This window comes from Rubrivirga aquatilis, from assembly GCF_046845665.1.
Classification (GTDB): Bacteria; Bacteroidota; Rhodothermia; order Rhodothermales; family Rubricoccaceae; genus Rubrivirga.
The window spans coordinates 403,663-429,087 of record NZ_CP177355.1; the positions used below are offsets into that span (position 1 = coordinate 403,663).

Below are 25,425 nucleotides of genomic sequence, written 5' to 3' on the forward strand. Positions count from 1 at the left end.
GCCCACTCCCCCCTTTGCCATGCTGTTCGAGAACCAGGTCGTCGTCATCACCGGAGCGGGGCGCGGGATTGGAGCGGCGGCGGCACGCGCGTTCGCCGAGCACGGAGCCCACGTCGTCGTCAACGACCTCGACGAGGCCCCGGCGCAGGAGACGGCGGACGCCATCGTGGCGGCGGGCGGCCAAGCGCTCGTCGTGGCGGGCAGCGTCACCGAGGACGGCTTCCCGGAGCACTTGCTCGACCGCGCCGTGGACCGGTTCGGGACGCTCCACGTGCTCGTCAACAACGCCGGGTTCACGTGGGACGGGATGCTCCACACCATGACCGACGTGCAGTGGCAGGCCGTCCTCGACATCCACGCGACGGCGCCGTTCCGGATGGTCCGCGCAGCGGCCAAGCACCTGCGCGAACCGGCCAAGGCCGAGCTCGCCGCAGGCCGGCCGTTCTCGCAGAACCGCTGCATCGTCAACGTGTCGTCGGTGAGCGGGCTGCACGGGAACGTCGGCCAGATCAACTACGCGACGGCCAAGATGGGCGTCGTGGGGCTGACGAAGACGGTCGCGAAGGAGTGGGGCCGCTTCGGGGTCCGCTGCAACGCGGTCGCCTTCGGGTTCATGGACACACGGATGACGCAGTCCAAGGAGGCCGGCGAGGTGGCGACGGTCGACGGCCACGCCATCCCGCAGGGGATCCCCGAGGCGATGCGCGAGCGCGCCACCACGGGCAACCCGCTCGGCCGCCCAGGCACGCCCCAAGAAGCGGCCGGTGGCATCCTGCTCATGGCCTCGTCGCTGGCGGGCTACGTCACCGGCCACACGCTGGAGGTGACGGGGGGCTCGGGGATCTGAGGGGGGGTACCCTGTACCGCTCCTACAGGTCGCGGAGCCGGAAGCGCTGGAGCTTGCCGGTCTGCGTGCGCGGGAGCGCGTCCAAGAACTGGACGGCGCGGGGGTACTTGTAGGGCGCGATCTGGGCCTTGACGAAGTCCTGAAGCTCGGTCGCCAGCGCCTCGCCCGCCTCGACGCCCTCGTGGACGGCGACGAACGCCTTGACAAGGTGGCCGCGCTCGGCGTCCGGCACCCCGATCACGCCGCACTCGGCGACGGCGGGGTGGAGCAGGAGGGCGCTCTCGACCTGCAAGCCTGAGACGTTGTAGCCCGACGTGATGATCATGTCGTCGGCGCGGGACTGGTAGTGGAAGAAGCCGTCGTCGTCTACTAGGTAGGCGTCGCCGGGGTAGTTCCAGCCGTCTTTGACGTACTGCCGCTGGCGAGCGGGGTCGTCGAGGTAGCGGCAGCCCGTGGGCCCGCGCACGGCGAGCAGGCCGACGGTCCCGGGCCCCACCTCGCGGCCGTCCTTGCCGACCACTTTTGCGTCGTAGCCGGGGATCGGCTTGCCCGTCGCGCCGGGACGGCCTTGTCCGGGGGGCGACGAGAGAAAGATGTGGAGCATCTCCGTCGACCCGATGCCGTCGACGATCTCGAGGCCCGTCGCGTCGCGCCAGGCGTGGAAGGTGGGCGCCGGGAGCGGCTCGCCCGCCGAGACGCAGAGCCGGAGGGCGCTCAGGTCGCGGCCCTCCAGGTGTCCAAGCATCGCGCGGTACGCCGTCGGCGAGGTAAAGCAGACCGTCGCGCGGTGCGTCTCCAAGGTGTCCAAGAGCGATGGCACGGAGGGCTTGGGGATGAAGGCTGTCGAGGCCCCGACCCGCATTGGGAACAGCAGCTCGCCGCCCAGCCCGAACGTGAACGCGAGGGGCGGCGTGCCGGTGACCACGTCGTCGGCCGTCAGGCCGAGGGTGCGCGGGAAGGCGTCGCAAATGGCGAGCACGTCGCGGTGGAAGTGCATCGTCGCCTTGGCGGTCCCCGTCGTGCCGCTGGTGAAGGCGATCAGCGCCACGTCGTCGGCCGCCGTGTCGACGGCGTCGACCGTCGTGGGCTTGCCGTCGGCGAGGGCCGCGAGTTCGTCGCGGGCCCCGTCGTCCCCTTCGGGGAAGGCGTTGAACCTCACGATCCGCTCCAGCGGACCGCCCTCGACGCCCTCGGCCGCCGCGGCGCAGGCGGCGTCGCAGAGCGCGAGCCGGATCTGCGCCTTCTCGCAGGTGTAGCCCAGCTCGAAGGCGCGGAGGAGGGGCATCGTCGCCACCACGATCCCGCCGGCGAGGCCGATCGCGAACCAGCACGCGGCCAGTTCGGGCGTGTTGGGGCCGTGGAGGAGCACGCGGTTTCCGGGCACCAGCCCGAGGTCATCGCGAAGCGCATGCGCGATCTGGCTGGCGCGGCGCCGGAGGTCGCCGTACGTCCACGCCGGACCGTCGGAGAGCACGAGCGGGCGGTCGGTCCATCCTGCGTCCGCGGCGCCGTCGAGGAGAGCGGCGGCGGCATTGAGCCGCTCGGGGTAGTCGAAGACGCTCCCCTCGGGGAGGACGAAGTCCGGCCAGAGGTCGCGCGGCGGGAGGTGGTCGCGGGCGAACGGGTCGGTGTGGCCGGAAGGCGTCATGGGCGGGGGCGCTACGCGGAGCTCGGCACGACGGCCGTGGCCTCGATCTCGACCACCGCGCCGTCCTCCAACAGGCCGGCCACCTCAACGAGGGTCATGGCCGGGAAGTGCAGCCCGAACACGCGCCGATAGGCCGCGCCGATCGCCTTGCTCCGGGCGAGGTAGTCGCGTTTGTCGGTCACGTACCACGTCATTCGGACGACGTGCTCGGGCCGCCCGTCCGCCTCGGCCAAGACGGCGGCGATGTTGGCGAGGGCCTGCTCGGTCTGCTCGGCCAAGTCGTCGGAGACGAGGTCCTGCTCGGCGTCCCACCCGATCTGGCCGGCGACGACCACGAGCCGCCCCTCGGCCGCGATGCCGTTGGCGTAGCCCTTGGCCGGGGCCCATCCGGGCGGGTGGAGGAGCTGCATCATGCGTCGCGGAGGAGCTGCCGCGCGATCACGACGTGCTGGACCGCCGTCGCGCCCTCGTAGATACGCAGCGGCCGGATGTCGCGGTAGAGCCGCTCGACGATGTGACCGGCCGTGACGCCGTGCCCGCCGTGGAGTTGGACGGCCGTGTCGATGACGCGCTGGGCGGCCTCGGTCGCATGGGCCTTCGCCATCGCGGCCTCCTTGGTGATGCGCTCAGCCCCGGCGTCCTTCGTCCACGCGGCGCGGTAGACGAGGAGCGCGGCGGCGTCCACGTCGGTCGCCATCTGGGCCAAGCTGCCCTGGACGAGCTGGAGGTCGGCAAGCGTGCCTCCGAAAATCTCCCGCTGGCGGACGTGCCGGACCGTCTCGTCGAGGGCTCGCCGCGCCATCCCGACGGCCGCGGCGCCGACGGTCGAGCGGAACACGTCGAGGGTGGCGAGAGCAATCTTGAACCCGTCGCCAGGCTGGCCGAGGAGCGCCGAGCCGGGCACCCGGCAGCCGTCGAGGCGGACCGTCCCGAGCGGGTGCGGGCTGACCGTCTCGATGAGGTGGGGAACGCTGAGCCCCTCTGTGTCGGCGTCCACGACGAAGGCACCGAGGCCGCGGTGGCCGTCGCCGCCGGTCCGCGCGAAGACGACATAGCGGTCGGCGAGACCGGCGTTCGAGATCCACGTCTTCTCGCCGTCCAAGACCCACGCATCGCCGTCGGGGCGGGCCGTCGTGGCGAGGGCGGCCACGTCCGAGCCCGCCTCGGCCTCGGAGAGGGCGAACGCGCAGACGGCCTCGCCGCTCGCTGCGGCCGGCAGCCACCGAGCCCGCTGCTCGTCGGTCCCGACGAGCGAGATCGGTCCGCTGCCCAGCCCCTGCATCGCGAAGGCGAAGTCGGCGAGCGCGGAGCGGTACGCGAGCGTCTCGCGCGCGAGGCACAGCGTCCGCACGTCGAGCCGGTCGTCGGCCCCGGCGGGGGCGGGCACGGCCCAGCCCAGCCACCCGGCCCGGCCCATCGCGCGCACCAGGCGGGCCGTCTCGGCGCGGGGGTCGGCGGACTCGGCGTCGGGAGGTTGCGCGTCGGCCCACGCGGCGAGGGCCGCGGCGCGCTCGCGGTGGACCGCGTCGAAGAACGGCCAGTCGAGGTGGGATAAGGCGACGTGGCTCATGGTGTGGCCCCGGATTCGTTCTCCCCCTCCCTTCGCTTGCGAGGAGAGGGGGCCGGGGGGAGGGGTGCTTCTGCCCTCGTCGCTCGGTCGGTAAACACGCCCCCCTCCCCGGCCCTCCCCCCACGCCTTGGGGGGAGGGAGACACACTCTCCTGCGGTGGCCTCAGGGGAGAGGGCTGGTGTGAGGAAGGAGGCGGCGATGGCCGCCAGGACGAGGTCGACGTGGCTGAGCACCTCCTCGTTGGAGTACCGGACCACGCGGAGCCCCTGATCTTCCAGCCACCGCTGTCGCGTGGAGTCGTAGGCCGCACGGGCCGGGTCGTGGTGGATCCCTCCGTCCACCTCGATGGCGAGCCGCTCCGCCGGACAGTAGAAGTCGAGCACGTAGCTCCCGATGCTGCGCTGCCGCCGGAACCGTCGGTCATGGAGTCGGCGCCGACGGAGCACCTTCCACAGAGTGGCTTCTGCCGTCGTCGGCTGAGTCCGCGAGGCTCGGCGGTTGGCTCGCAGGTCAGGTCGGTTGTGGAGTCGTGGCATCGGGTAGCGCCTCCTGTTGTCAGGGAGAGAGAGGACAGGTGCGGCGTCAGTCGCCCTGGAAGTCCGGCGTCTCTTTGGCCACGAAGGCGTGGTAGGCGCGCTCGAAGTCGCGGGTCTGCATGCAGATGGCCTGGGCCTGGGCCTCGGCCTCGATGGCCTGGTCGACGCTCATGGTCCACTCCTGCTCGAGCATGGTCTTGGTCATGGCATGCGCGAAGGTCGGGCCGTCGGCGAGGGATTGGGCGAGGGCGTGGGTCCGCGCGCCGATGGCGTCGGGCGCAACGAGGTCGTTGAAGAACCCCCACGCATGGGCCTCCTCGCCCCGCATGATCCGGCCCGTGTAGAGGAGCTCGGCGGCGCGGCCCTGCCCGATGATCCGCGGCAGGATGGCGCACGCGCCCATGTCGCACCCGGCCAGCCCGACGCGCGTGAACAGGAAGGCGACCTTGCTCTCGGCCGTGCCGAGGCGGAGGTCGGAGGCCATCGCCAGGATCGCGCCCGCGCCCACGCAGATGCCCTCGACGGCGGCGACGACCGTCTGCGGACACTGCCGGATGGCCTTGACCAGGTCGCCCGTCATGCGCGTAAAGCGGAGCAGGCCGGGCATGTCCATCTTGGTCAGCGGCCCGATGATCTCGTGCACATCGCCGCCGGAGCAGAAGTTGCCGCCGGCCCCGCGCAGCACGACGGCCTTGACGTCGGCAGCGTAGACGAGGGCGCGGAAGGTGTCGCGCAGCTCGGCGTAGCTCTCGAACGTGAGCGGGTTCTTTTTCTCGGGCCGGTCGAGCGTGACTGTGGCGACGCGGTCGGCAAAGTCCCAGCGGAAGTGCTGCGGGGCGAAGGTGGCGGGGTCGAAGGGCATGGGAGCGGAGCGGCGGGAGGGGCGGCGGGTGACGGTGCGGCGATACGGGTCAGCTCTCGCGACCCGCTACATCACTTCGCCGCCGGACAGGATGAGGGCGTGGCCGGTCACCATGGCCTGGTCGGGGTGGCAGAGCCAGTCGACGCTGCTGGCGACCTCATCGGGCGTGAGCATCCGGCCAACGGGGTTGTGGCGAACGAGGGCGTCGCGTAAGGCGTCGGGGTCCTTGCCCGTGGCGGCGTGGAGCGCCTCGACGGAGGTCGTGACCAGGTCGGTGTCGACATAGCCGGGACAGACGGCGTTGACGGTCACGCCCTTTTTCGCCACCTCGACGGCGAGCGAGCGCGTGAGCCCCACCAAGCCGTGCTTTGCAGCGACGTAGGCGCTCACGTAGGGCGCGCCCGTCACGCCGGCCACGCTCGCCACGTTGACGACGCGCCCCCAGCCCGCCGCCAGCATGTCGGGCAACGCGGCTTGCGTGCACCGGAAGGCGCTCGTCAGGTTCACGTCGAGCAGGGCGCGCCAGCGCTCCTCGGTGAGGCTCAGGAACGGCGTGCTCTCGACAGCGCCCGCGTTGTTGACGAGAACGGCGACCGGGCCCAGCACCCCCCGCGCGGAATCGAACGCACGCGTGACGGCTGCGGCGTCGGTCACGTCCGCCGGCGCGGCCCACATCGGGCGCCCGTGCTCCCTCGCGAGTTCGTCGACGAGGGCACGGAGGGGCGCCTCGGTGCGGCCGATGACGGTCACGGAGGCACCCTGCCCCGCCAGGCGGCGGGCGACGGCGGCGCCGATGCCGCGGGAGCCGCCGGTGACGACGGCGTGGAGGGAGTCGAGGGGGAGGGTCATGCGTCGGCCTGCTTCTGGCGCTCGAAGATGCGTTCGAGCTGGCGCTTGCCCGAGTGGTAGGGTGGGGGCCACCACTGGTCGATATAGCCGAGCTCGGCGGCGGCGCGCAACGTCCAGTGCGGGACGCCAAGGTGCGGGCGCGCCAGCAGGCACAGGTCGGCGCGGCCGGCGGCCAGGATCGAGTTCACGTGGTCGGGCTCGTAGATGTTGCCGACGGCCATCACCGGCGCGCCCACCTCCAGGCGGATCCGCTCGGCGAAGGGCGTCTGCCACATCCGTCCGTAGACGGGCTTCTGGTCCGGCGAGACCTGCCCGCTGGAGACGTCGATCAGGTCCGCGCCGTGCGCATAAAACGCCCGCGCCATCTCGACGGCGTCGTCGATCGTCGTCCCGCCGTCGACCCAGTCCGAGGCGGACAAGCGGACGGACATGGGCTTGTCCTCAGGCCAGACGGCGCGCATCGCGTCCCAGACTTCGAGCGGGAAACGGAGCCGGTTGTCCAGGCTCCCGCCATACGCGTCGGTGCGGCGGTTGGTGAGCGGCGACAAGAACGACGACAGGAGGTAGCCGTGCGCGCAGTGCAGCTCCAGCCAGTCGAAGCCCGCTTGGGCGCCCCGGTGTGTGGCGGCTACGAACTCGCCCAGGACGCGGTCCATGTCGGCCCGGTCCATCTCCCGCGGGATCTGATTGTGCGGGAGGTACGGCAGAGCAGAGGGCGCCATAAGCGGCCAGTTTCCGTCGGCGAGGGGCGTCGTGTCGTCGCCGTCGGCGTCCCACGGGCGCTCGGCGGACCCCTTCCGCCCAGCGTGGCCGAGCTGAAGGGCCGCCTTCGCGGGGCTGTTCTGGTGGATGAACCGGACGATCCGGGCCCAGGCCTCGGTGTGCTGGTCGGTCCACAGACCGGCACAGCCCGGCGTGATGCGGGCATCGGGCGAGGGGCACGTCATCTCGGTGAACACGAGCCCCGCGCCACCGAGCGCCCGCTGCCCCAGGTGAACCAGATGGAAGTCGCCCGCGACGCCGTCGTCGGCGGAGTACATCGCCATCGGGGAGACGACGATGCGGTTGGCGAGCGTCAGCCCGCGCACGTGGTAGGGCACGAACATGGGCGGGACGGCCGCGTCGGGCTCGCCGGTCTGGTGCCCTGCCCACCACGCCTCGTAGTCGGCCAGCCAGTCGGCGTCGCGCACGCGGAGGTTCTCGTGGCTGACGCGCTGGCTCCGCGTGAGCAGGCTGTAGGCGAACTGCTCGGGCGCGAGGTCGCCGCGGAGCTCGACCTGCTCGAACCACTCGGTCGAGTTGCGGGCCGCGTTCTGCAAGCGGAGCACCTCGACGCGCCGCTCGTCTTCGTAGGCCTCCAGCACAGCCCCGAGGTCGGTGAGGTCGGCGGCCTCGGTGAGCCCGTGGGCGAGGGCGAGGGCGCTCTCGAGGGCCAGCTTGGTGCCGCTGCCGATCGAAAAGTGGGCCGTCGCGGCGGCGTCGCCCAGCAGCACGACGGGCGTGCCGTCGGGGCGGGCGGCGTACCAGCGGGCGTTCGTGATGGTGGGGAAGCGGAGCCACATCTCCGGGCCTTCGAGATGCGGCGCGTTGTCCAAGAGCGGGTGGCCATCGAGGAGATCCGCGAACAAGCGCTCGCAGAAGGCGAGGGCGTCGGCCTTGGCCATCGCGCCGAGCCCGGCCGCGCGCCAGGTCTCGTCGGTGCACTCGACGATGCACGTGCTGGTGTCGTCGGAGAACTGGTAGGCGTGGGCCTGAAACCAGCCCCACTCGGTCTCCTGGAAGTCGAAGGTGAAGGCGGGGAACGGGCCGCGCGTGCCGAGCCACGTGAACCGGTTGCGCGTGGCCGCGACGACGGGCTCGAACTGTCCCGCCAGGCTGGCGCGGAGCGCGCTGTTGACGCCGTCGGCAGCGACGATCAGGCCCGCCTCCAGCCGCTCGAGCTCGTCGACGCGCACGCCGAAGTGGAGCGCCACGCCCAAGGCCTCGGCGCGGTCGGTCAGGATCTCGATAAAGCGGTGCCGCCCCACGCCGATGAACCCGTGGCCCGAGGAGCGGAGCACGCGGCCCCGGAAGCGGACCTCGACGTCGTCCCAATGCGCGAGCGAGCGCTGCGTCGCCTCCGCGACCTCGGGGTCGGCGGCCACGAGGTTCTCCATGGTGCCGTCCGAGAACACGATGCCCCAGCCGAAGGTGTTGCCGCGGGGGTTCTGCTCGTAGACGGCCACGTCCCAGCCGGGGCGGGCTTTTTTGAGGAGGATCGCGAGGAAGAGCCCGGCCGGGCCTCCCCCCACGCAGGCGACGGTCACGGACACACGGGCGGGGTGGACCCGATGGTACGACCCGCCCGCGCCAGCGGAGCCGCCCGCCTCGGCCGGTCCGCCAGCAGCCGGCCCAAGGCGAACGAGGCGACAGAACAAGGGCCGGGCACCGAGGCCGTTCCCGGTGCCCGACCTTCACGTGCGCGCGCCGCGCTCTACTGGATTCGCACGGCGTCCGCGATGACGACGGAGCCCGAGGTGGTCCAGCGCGAGAGGACGACGCGGTTCCAGCCCGCCGTGAAGGCGTACGTCCCGAGCGTGTTCCACTTGCCGCCGTTGGCCTGCATGTTGGCGCTCATCGAGCCGACCTGGCTGCCCCCGGCGTTGTACATCAAGAAGGGGGCCGTGCTGGAGCGGTTGGTCCCCGAGACCCACCACGCGTCGATGGTCCGCGTGCCCGCCGTCGGGAGGTAGAACCAGAACGTCGCGCCGTCCGAGACGGCCGCCGTCTGCGCCCACCAGTAGCCCGTCTCGTAGTCGGAGCTGTGGCTGGAGGCGGTCCAGTTGCCCGACACGTCGACGTAGCCGACGTTGGTGTCGTTGAGCGAGTTGTTGCTGTCGACGATGATGGTGCTCGGCGGCGGGGCCGAGCCGCAGGCCGAGCTGATCCGGTTGAGGTAGTCCGTCCAGGGCCAGTTGGCGCCCGGGTCGGTCCGGTTGTACGGCTGGAGCTGGCCGTGGCCCACGAAGTGGTTGATGTCGCGCGGGATGCTCCAGTCGTCGCTGATGTCGCAGCTCAGCTCGGCCGAGGTCTGCAGCAGACCCGTGTTCCAGGACGACTGCGAGGCGTAGCCCGCGTGCTCGATGCCGATGGTGAAGTGGTTGCTCGACACCCCGTTCAAGGAGCAGTCCGTGTTGCCGTTCAGCGAGCAGTTGTAGCTCGCGCCGATGTGCCACGCCCGCTTCGACTCGAGGACGAGCTGCGAGATCTCACTGCCGGTCTCGTTGACGACGTAGTGGGCGCTCGCCCCGGCCTGCGAGTTGGTCAGCCAGCCCCAGCACCCGGCGTAGTTCCCCTCGCAGGAGTGGATGATCACCATGCCCGGCGTGTAGCCCGACGGACGCGAGTTGTAGTTCGGCGACGAGCGAAAGATGGCCGGGCCGTAGTCGGCGCTCATCGTGCGGGCCTCGGAGATCCGAGGCACGCCCCGCAGCTCGGTGCCTACCGACGTCGCTTCGATGCGGCCCAGCACCTCGCCCTCACTCGTCTGGACGACCGTGCCGCTCCGCAGGATGCCGTACACGTTGCTGCGGACGTAGGCCGCCTGCGCGGCCGGGGTCTCGATGCCGCTGTATCGGGTCACGAGCGGGCCCCAGGCCTCGAGGTCGGCGCGATCGATGCCCTCCTCGTCCGCCCAGCGGGAGAGGAGCGCCGCCGCCGCGCGGATGTTGGCCACCGGCTCGGTGCGGACCGCCTCGGTCGAGGCCCCGGCGAGCCGGGCGCCTTCGGTCAGGCGGTCGCCGCGGAGCGCCATCAGGCCGTGCGCCGGGGGCATCCCCTCGAACTCCTCCTGGCCCTCGATCATCTCCCAGCGCGTCTCGGTGTAGCCGATGGCTTTGAGGAGCGCGCCGGGGACGCCGAACTCGGCGCCTGCGCGGGCGAACAGCGTGTCGAGGGGCGCCGCGTTGGAGAGGGGCGGGGTGTCGGACGGCGAGAAGGGGCTCTCGGTACAGCCCGAGGCGGCGACCAGCAGAAGTAGGGCGGCGAGGCCGATGCTGGAGGTGGAGGAGCGAAGGGACATGAGACAAGGGGTGGTGGTGAGGGCGGGGGGACGAGAGAGACTCACGGGGAAGCCGGCACCCAGCGCGGCATCCAGTCCTCGCCGAGCGAGGTCGTGAGGCGTGTCAGGCCGGAGCCGTCGGCGCGCATGACGTAGAGCTCGCCGTCGCCGTCCCGGTTGGACACGAAGGCGAGGTAGCGGCCGTCGGGCGACCACTCGGGCGAGCCGTTGAGGCTGGTGGTGTCGGTGAGCGCGTGGTGCTGGCCGTCGGCGAGGTCGAGCCGCCAGACCTGCCCGGCGCCGGTGCGCGTCCGGGTCGAGTAGGCCAGCGAGCCGCCGTCAGGCGACCACGTGGGCTCGGCCTCCAGGACTTCCGCCGCGCCGGCGTCGGTGCGCGTGGCGTTGAGTCGTCGCCGGCCGATGCCGTCGGCGCTCATCAGGTAGAGCTCGTCGCGCCCGCGCTCGTTGCTCAGCACCACCACCGACCGTCCGTCCGGCGACCAGCGGGCGCGCCACTCGTCGCGCGGCGACGCCGGGAGGCGGGTCTGTGTCGTTCCGTCGGACCGCATCCGGTAGATCTCCGCCTGCTGGTCTCGGCTGGAGGAGAACAGGATGGCGGCCCCGTCGGGCGAGACCGTCGGCTCGAAGTTGCCCTCCACGTTGGCCGTCAGCCGCGTCAGCGCGCCGCCCTGCCGGTCCACCCGGTACACATCGCTGAAGCCGTCGAGGTCGGATTCGAACACGAGCCACTGACCGTCCGGGCTCCACGCCGGGTGCCGGGCGCGTCGCCGAGGCGGCGTGAGCGCCTGTGCCGTGTCGCCCTCGACCAGGACCAGCTGCTCCAGCGCCCCCCCCTCAACGGGCACGGCCCGCCCAACCACCAGCGCGGCGCCGTCCGGCGACACCGCCAGGGGGACCTCGTCGGCGCCGAGCGGGCTCAGCCGGACCGTCTCCGCACTGAAGTCGAGCCGGTAGACGCCCCGCACCGCGTCTCGCTCTGAGGCGAACACGAGAGCGCCTGGGAGAGCCGCCAGTTCGTCGGCAGGCAGCGGCGCGTCCGCCGTCGTGCAGCCGCCCACTGCGACGAGGGCGAGGACGACCCCGGCGGCGAATCTCGACGGCAGGCTCTCCCGTTCGGGCTGCCGGGGATCGATAGGATGCCAGGAGATACGGGCCACCTCGTCATGGAGAGTTCACACAGAGGGTAGGGCCATGGAGCTAGCTGCGCAATCGTTACCCTGATAAAAAAACCTGCACGTCATAAGTATGACGACGAATACAATACATTGTCCTACAGCGTGACGAGTCGCCATCCTACACAGCGTCCTCGAGAGACCCATTCTGCAGCATTCCGGGCCCAATGGGACTGTTCCGAGCGGGACGGAGCGCATCGTGCACGGCATGCGTTCAGTCCTTCCGCAGACGGTATTCGTGCACTAGCGCGGGAGGATTGACGGAGCACTTCCTCTGAATCGCCCCGCCCCTTCGGGTGTCTCTTGCCGCCACGTGGAAGCCCACGACGACGCCCGCGTTGGTGCTGAGCGCCGTCCGCGCGGCGACGTCCCTGCTCGCTCGAGCCCCGCCGACCTCGGCCCGCTGCAGGGGCGCGGCGGCGGTCGTCGTCTGTCCGGTGTGCGCCCTGCCCGAGTGTCCCGCCTCGAGTGTCGGTCGGATTCGCCGGCAGAGGTGTCAGTCGGTCTCGCTGGGGTCCGCCAGCTGGCGGATCGCCGCGTCCCAGAACTCGAGCGCGTCGAAGAAGGCGCGGACGCCGAGATGCTCGTCGAGGCCGTGGTAGCCGCCGGCCTCGGAGGCCCGGACGAACAGGCCGTTCGTGCCGTACGTCGGGATGCCGGCGCGGCGCAAGTGCATCCCGTCCGTCCCGCCGGACGACTGCTGCGGGAGAACCGGCGTGCCGGGGTACAGCCGCTCGACGCCCGCGCGGACCGCCGCCAGCGCGTCCTCACGGAGGGGCGAGGGCGGGCTCGCGACAGGGTCGCCCAGGACGGTGAACGTCACGGCCGGGTCGGCCACGACCTCGCGCAAGACGGCCTCGACTGCCGCCACCTCAACGCCCGGAAAGATCCGGCAGTTGACCGTCGCCACGGCCGACTGGGGGAGCGCGTTCTCGGCGTGGCCCGCGCGGAGCATCGTCGGGATGCAGGTCGTCCGCGTGGTGCCGATCATGCTCGGCTCGTGCCAGAGCACGCGGGCCGCCGCGTCGTCCTCGGGGTCGGCCGCGAGCGCCTGCATCGCCACGCCGACGAGCCCGCCCCGCGCTGGGCCGACCTCACGGAAGTACGTCTGGGTCGTCTCATTCGTGCGGACGGGGAAGCGGTGATTCTCCAGTCGGGCGAGCGCCGCCATGAGCTGGTAGATCGCGTTGTCGGACCGGGGCTGGGCCGAGTGGCCGCCGCGGTTCGTGACCGCCAGCTCGAAGGTGACGTACGTCTTCTCGGCCGTCTGGACGAAGTAGGCCTCCGCCGTCCCGTCGTCGCGCAAGCGCCCGCCGCCCGCGTCGGCGTTGAGGGCGAACGCGGCGTCGACGAGCGCCCGGTGCTCGCCGACGAGCGCCCGCGTCGTCGCCATGCCCGTCTCCTCGTCGCCGGTGAAGGCCAGGATGAGATCTCGACCGGGCACGACGCCATCGGCGCGGAGCCGCAGGAAGGCCGTCGTCAGGACCGCGACGCCGTACTTGTCGTCGGCGGTGCCACGGCCGTAGAACAGGCCGTCCTCTTCCAGGAGCGTGAACGGGTCGCGCACCCAGTCCTCGCGGAGCGCGTCGACCACGTCCGCGTGGGCGAGGAACAGGACCGGCGCCTCGCCAGAGGCCCCGTCGCCCCGGTAGCGGACGACCAGGCTCGCGATGTCCTCACCGTTGCGCGCGATGGCGGGCAGCACGTGGATGTCGGCTGGGGGGAAGCCCGCGGCGCGGAACCGGTCGGCGAGCATCTCCATCGCGGCGGGGACCTGCCCGTGCCCCGCGGCCGTCCGCGTCTCGACGAGCGTCCGGTACAGCTCCAGCGCTTGCCGCTGGTGGGGCTCGGTGTAGTCGGCGCTGCGGGTCTGGGCGGCGACCGGGGGCGTGGCGACGAGGGCGGCCAGGAGGAGGAGACGAGAGGTGCGCATTATGCGGGGGGAGAAAGAGGCGGGCGGGGGGCGTTCATCGCTCGATCTGGGCCTCGACCTGCTCGCGGAGCGCGGCGGCGCTCTCGCGCATCCGCCGCTGCGTCTGGGCGATGTGCTGAGTTTCGAGCCCAAGCGAGAACGCATTCGTGTACATCCTTGGGTCGGCGTAGAACGCCTCGGCATCCAGCGGATTCGGCGCGACCCAATCCCCTGTCGGGATGAGTCCACCAACCTCCCAGTCCCGAGACATCTGCTCGCGGACGCTGTCGGGGAGAGTGGTCGCCAGCCACTCCGGGATGTCGATGCGCGTCGCGAGAACCTTTCCGGCCTCTTCGGCGGTCTGAAACTGGATGCGTTGCTCGTCGAGCCAAAACTCGTTCTGGTCGAGGTACGCGACGATCGCTGTACGCAGCGAATCGTCACGGATGAGATTCAGGTCCCCAGAGCCGATGAGCGAGTGGGTGGTCCCGAGCACCGGGCGACGGGAGGCGAGGGTCCACGCATCCGGAAACCACGCCAAGACCGAGTCGGCGGGAGGTTTGGGGGAGTGGCCGAACGAGCGGAGCAACCGGGACGCTGCGGGGAGCCACTGGGCATACCGGGAGGAGTCCGTCGCCGTGATGATGCGTTCGGTCTCGGCGAGGTCGGCGGCGAGCTGGCGCAGGTAGGTCTGCTCGCGGGCCGCGTCGCTGCGGGCCTGTCCCCAGCCCGTGACCTGGAAGCCGACGACGACGCCCACGATGACGATGAGGACTTCGAGCCCGACGGCGAACCAGTTCTGCTCGCGGACGGCTTCGGTCAGCCGGCCCAGGATCGTCCACGGCCGCCTCGGGGACTCTGTCGAGGGGGTCGGCGGCGGTGCCGAGGCGGGCGGGGTGGGGGCGTCGGCCATGGCCGAACATAGCCGACTCGTCTGCTCCGCCAAGGGATGGGCCCCACCGCGCGATCCGCGGGCGTCGTCGGGGCCGCCAGCCAGCGGATCGCCACGTCCCCCAATCCAAGGGCGGCGGACCGGGCCGAACCGCACGCCGGTCAGGGCCCCGTTCCCGCCCACGCTCGACATCACAGGTGAGGTCCGTGGGCGGGGCCTCCGGTTCACCTTCGAGACCGGCGGCTTCCCGTGCCACTACCGCGGCTCGCTCCGCGCCCCAGGCGGCACCCCAGCGGCATGGCGGGCGACTGGCGGCTGCGAGGTCCCGCCGGAGTTCGGCAAGGACAAGATCCTCGACTTTGTCGCGACCCGGCCATAGCCGTCGACGCCGGGCGGTCAGGTGCGGCCGCCCGGCAGCCGGAGCGTGAACGTTGTGCCCTCGCCCTCGGCGCTCTCCACTGCCAACGTCCCGCCGTGGCCCTGCGCGACGATGTCGTGGCTGAGCGAGAGCCCCAGGCCGGTCCCCTGCCCCGTCGGCTTGGTGGTGAAGAACGGCTCGAACACCTTGGCCGCGACCTCGGGCGCCATCCCCGGCCCGTTGTCGGCCACGCGGATCTCGACGCCACCGTCCGTCGCCCGCGTCAGGACGGTCACCGTCGGGGCGTCGCGGTCCGCCCCGGCCTCGGCCCGCTGGCGGACCGCGTCGAGCGCGTTGTCGACGAGGTTGACCACGACGCGCCCGATCTCCTGGGGCTCGACCACGACCTCGCCCACGTCGTCCGCCAGGTCGAAGCGGAGCGCGGCGGCGAACGCGGGGTGGCGGACCCGCACCGCGTGCGCGGCGTGGGCGGCGTGCTCTTCGACGAGCGCGTTCAGCGCGACGGGCCGGTGCGGCCCCGAGCCGCTCCGTGCGTGCTCCATCATCGTGCGGACGATGGCGTCGGCGCGGCGGCCGTGCTCCTCGATCTTGGCCGCGTTCGACGCGAGGTCGGCCAGGATCGCCCGGCGCTCCTCGGGGTCCGTCTCCCCGGCCAGCTCCTCGACCAGCTCTTGGGACAAGCTGGCGAAGTTGTTGACGAAGTTGAGCGGGTTCTTGATCTCGTGGGCGATCCCAGCGGTCAGCTGGCCGAGGCTCGCCATCTTCTCGCTCTGGATCAGCTGGGCCTGCGTCGCGCGGAGCTCCACGAGGGCCCGCTCGGTCTGGGCCTTCTCCTCCAGAATCGCCCGGTGGTTGACCTCGGCCCGCTGGAGGTCCTCGAACCGGCGGTACGCCAGGTCGAAGGCGCCGGTAAACCGGACGAGCACCTCCTTGGCCTCCTCGCTAGGGTCGGCCTCGCCCCAGAGCGCGTAGCCGATCTCGCCGTGCGACGTCCGGGCCTGGACGAACGTGAGCCCGCCCAGTTCGCGCGCGATCTCGGGCGTGATGCCGTCCGGGTCCACCTGGTGGAAGTGGCCCTTGGTGTTCATGTGGTGCACGTACCGGGCGGCGGCCTCGGCGTCGAACCGGAACACGCCGACCTTCTCGTCGCCGCGCTCCCACGCCGCCAGCTCGGGCACCATCGAGAAGCCGCGGGGGAGCTCCATGATGGCCGACACCTTCTTGCCCCCGACGCTCGTCACCGCCTTGTGGTAGCTCTCGGGCGTGTACCGGGTCTGCCAGAACACCTCGCCGGGCAGGCCGAGGCCGGAAAACTCCTGGTGGATCTTGACGATCACGTCGAGCAGTTCGTCGGACGTGGTCATCGCGAGCGCGCGCGAGCGGACCCGCTCCATGGCCGCCTCGATCCGGGCCTCGCGGGCCTGCTCCTCCGCCCGCTTCAGGTCCAGGAAGCGGGTGTAGGACTGCTCGAAGACCTTGGCGAACCGCCGGAAGATGTCGTGGGCCTCCGGCGCGGGCTCGAACGTGACGAAGATCAGGTAGCCGTACTCGAAGAACGCGACGTGGTCGACCTGGGACTCGGGGAACGGGACGCCCGCGTCCTGGAGCCCGAGCAGCACGTCCCCCACGCCGGGCACGGCGCAGAGCTCCGCGTAGTGCTCGGCGCACCGGTCCGCCCCGATGGCCTCCACGTGCAAGTCCACGCCCGCCTGGCCAATGGTGTGGTAGCGCTCGAAGACTCCGACCCTCGGGATGGTGTACTGGGGGTAGAACCCGTCGGCGTTGGCGCCCCACTCCGTCGAGCTCTCGTCGCCCTCGTTGTAGATGTGGAAAGCGCAGTGCCAGGTGTCGACGCCCAGCGCCCGGACCTGCTTGACCAGCTCGTACGAGAGCTCGCCCAGCTCGTCGCTCGACTGCATCGCCAGGCTCCGGCCGCGCACGCGTTCAAGCGCCGCCTCGATCTGGGCCTCGCGGGCCTGCGCCTCGGCCTGCTTCACGTCGAGGTAGCGCGTGTAGGTCTGGTCGAACACCTTGGCGACGCGGCGGAGGACCGCTGCGCTCTCGTCCGCCAGGGGCTCGAGGCTGGCGGTGTGGAGGGCGCCGAAGGGGGTGAACGAGGCGGTGAGGAGGACCCGCTCAGGCGCCGCCATGCCGGCCTTCACGTCCTCGGGGAGCCGCGCCAGCTCCGTCTCGGAAAAGAGCACCTGGTCCCAGGTCGCCTTCAGGTCGCCGTGGAGGTCGTAGGTCCACAGCGTCTCCCGTCGGTCCCAGGCGTCGAGGAAGGCGCGGTAGGACGGGTGGTCGTGGTAGGGGATGTGGTAGCTGTCCGGCTCGTCGGGACGCTCCGCGTTCGCCATCCAGAAGCGCGCGCTCCGCGTCTCCGGGTCGATGACCCAGATGACGCACCGGGTGAGATCGAGGTCCAGGTGCGTCAGCTCGCTGAAGATCCGGCCGATCACGTCGGAGAGCTCGCCGCTCGACCGCATCCCCATCGTCCGGCTGCGGATCCGTTCGAGGGCCGCCTCGACCTGCGCCTCGCGAACCTGCGCCTCGGACTGCTGGATGTCCTCGACGCGGGTGTAGGTCAGGTCGATCACTCGGGCAAACCGCCGGAGGACTGCGGCATTCTCGTCTGAGAGCGGCTCGGGCCCGACGGCCTGCACGACGCCGTGGGTCGTGGCGGCGTTCGAGAGCCAGATGTCGCCGAACCGCCGCATCCCCTCCTTGGCGGGCTCGGGCAGCCGGCGGAACTCGGTCTCCTCGTGGAAGAACCGGTCCTGCTCCCGCTTGACCTCGCCGGCCAGCTCGATCTCGAAGAAGGGCGTCCCCTGCCGCCACCCCTCGAGGAGCGCCTGGTAGGTCGGGAGGTCGTGGTACGGGACGCGGTAGCGCTCGGGCAGCGCGTCGTCCGCGAGCCCGGACATCCAGAAGTCCGAGTCGCCGGTCTCGCGGTCGAAGAGGACGATGGTGCACCGGCCAGAGGGGAAGGCCAGGGCCTTCATCTCGGTCAGGATCACGAGCACCATTTCGCGGAGCTCGTCGCTGCTCCGCATCGCCATCGCGCGGGAACGGACCCGCTCCAGAGAGGCCTCGATCTGGGCCTCGCGGTTCGCGGCCTCGAGGTCCCCGTGGAGCCGCCGGTAGAGGTGCTGGTCGCGGTCGTGCTGGCTCTCGAGGTCCGCGCGGTGCCACTCGGAGCGCTCGAGCTTCTTTTTGAGGACCCGGAGCTGCTTCTCCAGTGTCTCGACGGAGGGGGGGGCGTCGCTCATGCGTCTTCCCCGATCAGGACGGTGACGAAGGTGCCGCCGTGCTGGTAGGGGCGGGGCGAGGACGGGAGCGGGCAGATCTCGCCGTTGGTGTAGAACCCGATGGCGGGGATGGTCGTGCCGATGTGCTGTTGCATCAGCCCCAGTTCGTCGCCCACGCGCGTCCCCAGCGTGAGGTGCCGCCCCCCACACGAGAAGACGAGCGCGGCGTCCGGCGTCCCCGTCCCATAGGCGGCCTGGGCTTGCTCCGACGACGTCGACGCCCCGCTCAGGATCTGGTCGCGCGTGGCCATCGCGAACCGGACGCGGGCGCCGTGGAGGGCGGGGTTGAGCGTGACCATGCTCCCGTCGTCCTGGAAGTGCGAGGGCGCGCAGATGTAGAACTCGTCGGAGCGCTCGGTGCCGGCGGCCTGGTCGGGGTAGACGGCGAAGAAGTTGCGGTTGCCGGTGACCTCGAAGGAGCCGAAGTACTGCATCCACAGGTCGTGGGGAGGCCGGCCGTCGATCTCATGGATCACCAGGCCCTCGACGCGCGTGGCGACGTGGTCGTCGCCCATCGGCTCCCACCCGCTGGCGACGCCCGTAGACACGTGGAGCGGCCCGGCGAAGAGCAGGGCCGGCACGGCGTCGGAGTAGACCCGGCCGTTGCAGAACTGGTACGTCCCGGTAAAGCGGACCTGGTCGCCCGCCATCCCGCCGCACACGGGCACGTCGTCGCCCAGCTCGGCGCTGACCGCGTCCAGGAGCCGATCGGAATCCACGCCGAGCCCCTCGGGCAGCACGATGGCCAGCCGGACCGGCTCGGCCAGCCCGTCGCGCGCCGCCGCGATCGACCGCTGGGCGGCGCCCTCGGGGTCGGCGCGGGCGTCCTCCGCGACGCCCACCCCGAACTGCACGCGGTCCGAGTGGAAAAGCATGAGCACGACGGAGTCCTCGGCGATCCCGTCCGACGAGAACTCGCCGTGCGTGGTGCAGCCGATGAGCTGAACCCCCGGATACCGGGCCTCGACGCCGTCGAGGAGCGCCTGGAAGTCGTGGTCGATCCCCGCGTACAGCAGGCCGGCCTGGGGCGTTTTCCCGGCGAGCGCGTCGGCGCAGGCGTCGAGCGCCTCGGCGATGGCGTCGGCGGAGTCGATGTCCTCGCTGTGTCCGGTGGCGACAGTCATGGGGGGTGGGGCGCGGAGCGCCCATCATAGCGATCCGGAGGAGATCTCCGTGCGGGCGCCCGCCGCTTAGTCGGCCCGCGCGGTCTGGAGGGCTCGGAGGCCGTCGTGGAGGTCGGCGCGGAGCGCGTCGAGCGCCGCGGACCGCTCGGCCTCCTGGGCCCCGCGCACGCCGACGACGCGCAACGCCCGGCCGACGGGCCCGGCGACGTCGGCGACCGCCTCGAGGTCGTCCGGCCCATAGCCCGACCCGTCCGGCCGCGGGCCGAGCACGAGCCAGCCCTCCGTCGCGAGGTCGCCGCCACCGCGCTCGGCCCGGAGCGCCACGCGGACGGGGAAGAGGCGGTCGGCCGTCTCTCGCCACACGACCTCTCGCCACGGCTGCCGCCGCCTCGGGGCCATCACAGGCGGGTCCGACAGCCCGGCCAACGCCGCCCACGCGTCCACCGAGGCGGGGTCGACGCCCTCGGTGCCGACGGTCCGCCAGCCCCCGCCATCTGGCGGACTCGCGCCGCATCAGTCGCGTACCTCCCGCTCCAGCGCAGCGCGGATGCGCTGAAGAAGCCTTTCGAGTTGGCCGTACTTGTAGAGCACGTCGTCCTCGATCCAGACCTTCTGCACGAGCGCGTTGCGCAACGCCCGGCTCTGGAGGAGGGGTCGGTGATCTGTGGGCGTCGGCGGGGTGGGAAGCGTCGCGCCCTGGTACGGCTCGCCGCTGCCGGGGACCGTCTCGGCCAGGTTCGAGACCTGGGCGAGCTCGGTCTCGGACCTGAGCAGGGGGACCCACACGTCTTGGAAGTGGGCCAGCTCCACCTCGCGCTGCACCCGGACCGCGGCGAGCTCGGTGTGCCACGTCCCGAGCAAGCGTCGCAGCGAGTCGGCCCGAACGAGGTCGAGCTGGCCGTCTTGGACGGCGGCGTCGAGGACGGCGGTCTGGAGCCTGGTGTAGCTGCCCCACCACGAGACGTCGGTGAGGAGTTGGTCGGCCGAGTCGGCGGAGACGTCCGAGGCGGGGTTTGCGGAGGCCTCCAGGAGCGTCGTCGCGGTTTGCCTGAGTGCGGTGTGGAAGGCCACGATCCGCGCGACCCGTGCCTCGTTGGCCTCGACCTCGCCGAGCAGCGACGCGAGCAGCCGGTGCTCCTCCTGGGCCTGCTGGCGGTCGCCCCACCACGCGTTGAGGGCGAGCGCGATCAGCACGCCCGCCACGACGACGACGATCTCGGCGGCGAACCAGCGGAGCGTGGGCCGCCAGTCCCATCGCCTCGGGGGGGCGGTGGGGTCGGTCGGCGGCGTCGCCGATCCCGGGTCCGGAGCGGAGAGGGGCGTGTCGCTCATCGTGCGCCTCGCCGGTCCAGCTCGCCCTCGATCATCCGGCGGAGCCGGTTCGTGCTGCGGATCGGGCTGTCGTACACGTAGGCCATCCAGCTCGCCGTCGCCGCCTTGTAGCGGACCATCTCGCGGAACTCCAAGTCGTCCAGCAGCGCGTCGTAGTCGAGCGGCTCGGCGCGGAGCCAGCGCTCGGTGATCCGGATCCGCTTGAGGACGACGGGCGCCACCAGGGTGGTCGTGTGGTCGAGTCCCAGGTCTCGGTCGTACTGCGTGAGCCGGTCGTAGACCCGGGTGTAGTGGTCCGCGATCGCCGTCCGGACGCTGTCCGTGCGGATCAGGTCGAGCCCCGTTGAGGTCAGGGTCTCGTAGGTCGACGTGTTGAGGTTGGAGATCCCGCTGTTGAGCAGCCACCCATAGTGGACGTCCATGCTGTCGGCCCACGGCGCCTGCGCGTCCAGGCCCTCAACGACGGTACTTGCCGAGCGCTCGACGCGCTGCCAGAACGCCTGGTTGGCCGCGTGCTCAACGGAGTCCGACCGCAGGTTGACCAGGAGCTCGCCGAGCACCTTGACCTCCTGCGCCTCGCGCGCGCGGTCGGCGTTCCAGGTGTTGACCTGCAGGCCGAGGAACACGCCGAGCACCAGGATGCCGACCTCCAGCGTGACCGCGAACCAGTCCTGCCGCCAGACGGCCGTCGTCACCCGGCCGAGAACGGTCCACGGCCGCCTCGGCGACTCGGCGGAGGGAGCCGGGGCGGCCGGCGGGCCGGCCGAGGTCGGCGGTCCCGCGTCCGGGGCGGGCGGGGTGGGGACGTCAGTCATCGGCTCGGCCCCCGGGCTGGCGGCGGGCGCCGGGGCGAACCGAGCGCGGGGCAGGGAGGGCGAGGCGTCGGAGCACGGCGGGGACGGGCAGGTGGAGAGGAGACTACCCCCGACGGGCCGAACGGCACGCCGGTCAGGGCACCGGGCACGCCACGCCCTCGGCCTCCGCCAAGCGGCCCATCGCGGTGCCCATCGCCTCCACGAAGCCCGCGGGGTAGCGGTCGCGGCGCGCGGTCCACCACGGGCCGCCGCCGGGCGTGCACAGCCACCGGGCCAGGGGCGGGGCCGCCGACCGCTGGAAGTTGGCCGCCTCGAACAGGCCGCGCCGCGTCCGGTCCCAGATGTGGACCGTCGCCCAGGCGTGCTCTTCGAGGAGCCGGTCGAACCGGGCGGCGTCGACGGCGTCGAGCGAATCGCCGGCGAGCCCCTCGGTCCAGACGCGGGCGGCGTCGCGGTCGGTCGCAATCGCGAGCCGGATGGCCTGCCACTGGCTTTGCGTCGCGTTGTTCTCCTGGCGCTCGAGCTGGTCGGTCGCCTGCCGGAGCTGGACGCCGACGTAGACCAGCGACACGAGCACGGCGACCGTGCCCGCGATCTGCGCGAGGTCGGCCCACTCGCTCAGCCGGAGGCGAGGCCGCGGCACGGGACTGGCCGGGGCGTCGTCCGGGGCGTCGGGGAGGGGTGGATCGGTCATGGGAGGGCGGCTAAGAGCCGAAGACACCGGGGAGGAAGTGGAAGACGGACCTGGCCGCGACGTACGTCGCCAGCGCGAGCCCGGGGACCCGGTCCTGCGCGGGGACGGCCAGGGCCGGCCGGCCGGGGAGGGTCCAGGGGCGCCCCGCGCTGGCGGCCTCCGCCGACGGCATGGCGTGGGGCGGGGGTGTCGCTCATCGGTCCAGGTCGGCGTCTACGAGCGCGCGCAGCGTGGCGGCGTCCTGCCGCATCCGCGCCCGACCGCGGCGGAGGTTCTGCGTGCCGAGCACGAGCTGCTCCGCCGCGTGCCGGGCGTCGCCGTCGCTGAGGAACCGGCCGACGTCGAGCGGCAGGGGCGACCGCCGGGGCCCCTCGAAGTACGCGGTCCCCTCGAGCGGGACGCCGAGCGCGCTCTCGATGCGGTCGGGGGGGAGGACGGCCATGATCGGGACGGAAAAGTCGACGTGGCGGCGCAGGCGTTCCTCGGCGGACGCGCGGGTCTGCTCGAACCGGGCCTGGACGTCGATCTCCTCCCGCGCGTCCTCGAGGTACTCGGTGAGCGCGGAGCGGAGCGAGTCGGTGCGGATCAGGGCGAGGTCGCCGGTCGCCACCAGGGCCTCCACCGTCCCGAGGACCGGGCGGCGCGGGGCCCCGAACGCGGCGTTCCCGACCCACCGCAGGAGCGAATCGCGCGGCGGGCGCTCCGGGGTGTAGAACGCGCGCTCCAGGAGGTAAATGGCCCGCTCGATGCCCAAAGCCCCCGCGTCCGCCTCGGTCATTGTCCGCTCTGTTTCTGCGAGGTCGGCCGAGATCTGCTCGAGGTAGCCCTGCTCCTTCGCGGCATCGGCCCGCTCGGCGCCCCACGCTGTGACCTGGAAGCCGACGACGACGCCCACGACGACGATCACGACTTCCAGCGCGACCGCGAACCAGTTCTGCTCGCGGACCGCCCGCGTCAGCCGCCCGAGGAATGTCCAGGGCCGTCTCGGGGGAGCGGCCGGAGGGGTTGGTATGGAGGCCGAGGCGGGGGGGGTGTCGGTCATGGCGTTTCTTCGGCGTCGCGGGGGCGCGGGGGCATGCCGTCGAGTCGGAAGTCCACGTGTCGGCACGTCTGGTCGAAGGTCCGGTCGGCGCCGAGCCGATAGACGAGGCATTCGGCCCACTCGGTCAGCCGCTCGGATTCCCAGCGGTACTCGCGCAGGCGGTCCATGTTGGCCTGAAAGCGGGGCCGGAGGCGACCGTCCTCGGCGTAGAAGCTCGCCGCGCCGCGGATCTCCCCCGGCAACACCTCGTCCTCGACGAAGGTGACGTAGCGGACGTACCTCCGCCCGACGCCCTCCAACTCCGAGTAGTAGTACGTCAGATCGAAGAGCGTGACCGGGTCGAACTGGTCGGCCAGCCCCATCTGCTCGATCGTCGTCCACGTGTCGGGCGCCGTGTCCGACCCCTCGATGCGGTACGTGAATGGCGCTGGCTGCTCCCCCCGCTCGTGCGCGGCGCCCCACGCCGCCAGGCCCGCGTCGATCGCGGGGACGAAGCGGTTCTGAACCGCAATCGCGGAACGGAGGTCGGTCACCAGCGCGTCGGCGATCCGGTCACGTCTCTGCTGGTCGAGCCGCTCGGCGTTCCAGTTGGCCACCTGGGTGCCGATGAACACGCCGACGACGACGATGACGAAGTCGATGGCGACGGCCGTCCAGTTCTGGTCCCGGACGTGCTGGGTGAGGCGGCGCAAGATCATGGCGCGTCACGGGGGGGCGCGGCGCGGTCGGCCCCTGCCACCTCGGCCTCCTGGAGGATCCGGTCGATCAGGTCGTCGGCCTGGCGGTACTGGAAGGCGAGGAACTGGGCCATCACCAGCTTCTCGGCAACGTAGTTCTCGAACCGCGGGTCCCCCAAGAGCGGGCGGTTGCTCACCGCCAGCGGCGACCGCTCGACCCCGATGCGGCCGTGGTTCGTGTTCCGCAGCGACCCGTTCTCCTTGACATAGTCGATGAGGTCCTGGGAGCTCCGCTCCATCCGCCGGTTCCCCTCGTCGACCTGCCGCATGTGGCGCGCCCACTCGAAGAGCAACGGCTTGAGCCCGTCGTCGGCGAGGACGGAGAGCTTGCCCGAGCCCACCAGCTCCTGCGAGGCCGCGCTGCTGGGCGTCCACGTCGGCCAGAAGAACGTGAACTCGATGAGGCTGTCGAGCCCGGTGTCGGCCATCCCGATCTCCTGGCGGCCGACGAGCGCGAGGACCCGCCCGCTCGCACCCATGATCGCGTCGAGGTCGGACCGGGTCGCCGCCAGGCTGGCCCGATTCGAGGCGAACTCGCCCCGGAGGTTCTGGACCAGCGCGCGGACGTCGCGCTCGGCCGTGCGCGCCTCGTTCCAGCGGTTGGCCTGGAGGCCGAGGGCCACCCCGACGACGACGATCGCCAGCTCGATCGCGACGGCGGCCCAGTTCTGCGCGCGGACGGCCCGGGCCAGCCGGGCCAGGATCGTCCCCGCCCGCCTCGGTGGATCCGTGGGCGGGGGCGTCGGTGGGGGCGCCGAGGTGGGGTCGGTCATGGGCGGGGATGGGCCAGCTCCGAGGTCGCCTCGATCCGCTGGCGTGCGGTCCGGACGTCTGCGAGCAGGCGTTCCTGGTTGCGGAGGTGGTTGCGGGCGGCCACGAGGTAGGCCACCACGGCCCCGTACAGGACGGGGTCGTCGAGGAGGGCCGCGGGGCTGACGACGAAGGGCGGGCGCCGGGTCTCGGCTGGGAGGGATCGGACGGCGTCTCCCCAGGTGCCCGACCCGTCGAGGTCGGCCGGCGGCCGGCCCCGTTCGGCCCACCGCGCCGTCTTTTGTGCGAAGGTCATCGGGGCCAGGACGTCAAGCGACGCGAGGACCTTCTCCTCCCACCTCCGCAGGCGCACGTCGTAATACCCCGCCCGCTCCCCGATCCAGACGAGCGCCGCGCGCACCGAGTCGTCGCGGATGAGCGTGAGGTCGCCGGTGCCGATGAGGGCGCGGAGCGTGCCGAACGTCGGCTCGGGGTCCGAGTGGCTGAACCGCCACCACGCCTGGAGCGAGTCGACGGGCGGTGGGGACGCGAGGAAGTACGCCTGGTGGACGCGCTGGGCGTCGCCGAAGAGATCGCGCGAGGTCGCGATCTCGCCCATGAGCTCGGCCTCGGTGGCTTGCAACTCCGCGAGCACCCCCCTGAGGTAGGCCCGCTCCCTCGCGGCGTCCTGTCGCGAGCCCCACCACGCGTTGAGCGCGAGGGCGATAAGCACGCCGGCCACGACGACGACGATCTCGGCGGCGAACCACCGGAGCGTGGGCCGCCAGTCCCACCGCCTCGGGGGCGAGGCGGGCGGTGTCGGGTCGGGCGGCGAGGGAGGGTCGGTCATCGGGTCGCCGCGCGCGGGCTCATGTCGAGGGCCAAGAGGCGGGCCA

22 protein-coding genes are annotated in these 25,425 nt (G+C 71.9%); 1 reads left to right on the forward strand and 21 read right to left on the reverse strand.

Annotated features, from left to right (window positions below):
* Positions 1-19 precede the first annotated feature (19 nt).
* Entirely contained in the window at positions 20-847 is an 828-nt protein-coding gene (locus ACLII4_RS01725; RefSeq protein WP_412069170.1) for an SDR family NAD(P)-dependent oxidoreductase, read from the forward strand.
* Positions 848-869: 22 nt separating this feature from the next.
* Here ACLII4_RS01725 and ACLII4_RS01730 read toward each other — a convergent pair whose 3' ends face one another.
* From ACLII4_RS01730 to ACLII4_RS01830, 21 genes are all read right to left on the reverse strand, one after another.
* Positions 870-2,495 (reverse strand): AMP-binding protein, encoded by a 1,626-nt coding sequence (locus ACLII4_RS01730; RefSeq protein WP_412069171.1) that lies wholly within the window; start codon positions 2,493-2,495, stop codon positions 870-872.
* A gap of 11 nt (positions 2,496-2,506) precedes the next feature.
* Positions 2,507-2,905, reverse strand: coding sequence for a RidA family protein (locus tag ACLII4_RS01735; RefSeq protein WP_412070582.1), 399 nt, complete (start codon positions 2,903-2,905; stop codon positions 2,507-2,509).
* Positions 2,905-4,065 (reverse strand): acyl-CoA dehydrogenase family protein, encoded by a 1,161-nt coding sequence (locus tag ACLII4_RS01740; RefSeq protein ID WP_412069172.1) that lies wholly within the window; start codon positions 4,063-4,065, stop codon positions 2,905-2,907. Before ACLII4_RS01740 ends, ACLII4_RS01735 begins: the two co-directional genes overlap by 1 nt.
* Complete coding sequence (locus tag ACLII4_RS01745) at positions 4,062-4,601, reverse strand: endonuclease domain-containing protein (RefSeq protein WP_412069173.1); 540 nt, start codon at positions 4,599-4,601, stop codon at positions 4,062-4,064. The genes ACLII4_RS01740 and ACLII4_RS01745 overlap by 4 nt, the downstream gene beginning before the upstream one ends.
* Before the next feature lie 46 nt (positions 4,602-4,647).
* Positions 4,648-5,463, reverse strand: coding sequence for an enoyl-CoA hydratase family protein (locus ACLII4_RS01750; protein ID WP_412069174.1), 816 nt, complete (start codon positions 5,461-5,463; stop codon positions 4,648-4,650).
* A gap of 66 nt (positions 5,464-5,529) precedes the next feature.
* Entirely contained in the window at positions 5,530-6,312 is a 783-nt protein-coding gene (locus tag ACLII4_RS01755) for an SDR family NAD(P)-dependent oxidoreductase (RefSeq protein ID WP_412069175.1), read from the reverse strand.
* Positions 6,309-8,618, reverse strand: a complete 2,310-nt coding sequence (locus tag ACLII4_RS01760) for a bifunctional salicylyl-CoA 5-hydroxylase/oxidoreductase (RefSeq protein ID WP_412069176.1) — start codon at positions 8,616-8,618, stop codon at positions 6,309-6,311. The genes ACLII4_RS01755 and ACLII4_RS01760 overlap by 4 nt, the downstream gene beginning before the upstream one ends.
* Before the next feature lie 167 nt (positions 8,619-8,785).
* Positions 8,786-10,372: an N-acetylmuramoyl-L-alanine amidase gene (locus tag ACLII4_RS01765; RefSeq protein ID WP_412069177.1), complete on the reverse strand. Its 1,587-nt coding sequence runs from the start codon at positions 10,370-10,372 to the stop codon at positions 8,786-8,788.
* Positions 10,373-10,413: 41 nt separating this feature from the next.
* A complete protein-coding gene (locus ACLII4_RS01770; RefSeq protein ID WP_412069178.1) occupies positions 10,414-11,529 on the reverse strand; it encodes a tolB protein precursor protein in 1,116 nt (371 codons plus the stop codon).
* A gap of 511 nt (positions 11,530-12,040) precedes the next feature.
* Positions 12,041-13,477 carry a M20/M25/M40 family metallo-hydrolase gene (locus ACLII4_RS01775; protein WP_412069179.1) on the reverse strand — a complete coding sequence of 479 codons (1,437 nt, stop codon included), beginning with the start codon at positions 13,475-13,477 and terminating at the stop codon, positions 12,041-12,043.
* 34 nt (positions 13,478-13,511) lie between these two features.
* Positions 13,512-14,369, reverse strand: a complete 858-nt coding sequence (locus ACLII4_RS01780; protein ID WP_412069180.1) for a hypothetical protein — start codon at positions 14,367-14,369, stop codon at positions 13,512-13,514.
* 375 nt (positions 14,370-14,744) lie between these two features.
* Positions 14,745-17,996: a sensor histidine kinase gene (locus ACLII4_RS01785; protein ID WP_412069181.1), complete on the reverse strand. Its 3,252-nt coding sequence runs from the start codon at positions 17,994-17,996 to the stop codon at positions 14,745-14,747.
* The gene (locus tag ACLII4_RS01790) at positions 17,993-19,159 is read right to left on the reverse strand and encodes an FIST signal transduction protein (RefSeq protein WP_412069182.1); all 1,167 of its coding nucleotides are present in this window, start codon (positions 19,157-19,159) and stop codon (positions 17,993-17,995) included. Before ACLII4_RS01790 ends, ACLII4_RS01785 begins: the two co-directional genes overlap by 4 nt.
* A gap of 66 nt (positions 19,160-19,225) precedes the next feature.
* The gene (locus ACLII4_RS01795) at positions 19,226-19,522 is read right to left on the reverse strand and encodes a hypothetical protein (protein WP_412069183.1); all 297 of its coding nucleotides are present in this window, start codon (positions 19,520-19,522) and stop codon (positions 19,226-19,228) included.
* A gap of 150 nt (positions 19,523-19,672) precedes the next feature.
* Positions 19,673-20,491 carry a hypothetical protein gene (locus tag ACLII4_RS01800; RefSeq protein WP_412069184.1) on the reverse strand — a complete coding sequence of 273 codons (819 nt, stop codon included), beginning with the start codon at positions 20,489-20,491 and terminating at the stop codon, positions 19,673-19,675.
* Entirely contained in the window at positions 20,488-21,306 is an 819-nt protein-coding gene (locus tag ACLII4_RS01805) for a hypothetical protein (RefSeq protein WP_412069185.1), read from the reverse strand. The genes ACLII4_RS01800 and ACLII4_RS01805 overlap by 4 nt, the downstream gene beginning before the upstream one ends.
* Positions 21,307-21,439: 133 nt before the next feature.
* Positions 21,440-22,000 (reverse strand): hypothetical protein, encoded by a 561-nt coding sequence (locus ACLII4_RS01810; protein WP_412069186.1) that lies wholly within the window; start codon positions 21,998-22,000, stop codon positions 21,440-21,442.
* Between the two features lie 193 nt (positions 22,001-22,193).
* Positions 22,194-23,042: a hypothetical protein gene (locus ACLII4_RS01815; RefSeq protein ID WP_412069187.1), complete on the reverse strand. Its 849-nt coding sequence runs from the start codon at positions 23,040-23,042 to the stop codon at positions 22,194-22,196.
* Positions 23,039-23,740 (reverse strand): hypothetical protein, encoded by a 702-nt coding sequence (locus ACLII4_RS01820; protein ID WP_412069188.1) that lies wholly within the window; start codon positions 23,738-23,740, stop codon positions 23,039-23,041. Before ACLII4_RS01820 ends, ACLII4_RS01815 begins: the two co-directional genes overlap by 4 nt.
* Positions 23,737-24,552 carry a hypothetical protein gene (locus ACLII4_RS01825; protein ID WP_412069189.1) on the reverse strand — a complete coding sequence of 272 codons (816 nt, stop codon included), beginning with the start codon at positions 24,550-24,552 and terminating at the stop codon, positions 23,737-23,739. The genes ACLII4_RS01820 and ACLII4_RS01825 overlap by 4 nt, the downstream gene beginning before the upstream one ends.
* On the reverse strand, positions 24,549-25,379 hold the full coding sequence (locus tag ACLII4_RS01830) for a hypothetical protein (protein ID WP_412069190.1): 831 nt from the start codon (positions 25,377-25,379) through the stop codon (positions 24,549-24,551). Before ACLII4_RS01830 ends, ACLII4_RS01825 begins: the two co-directional genes overlap by 4 nt.
* Between the last annotated feature and the right edge of the window lie 46 nt (positions 25,380-25,425).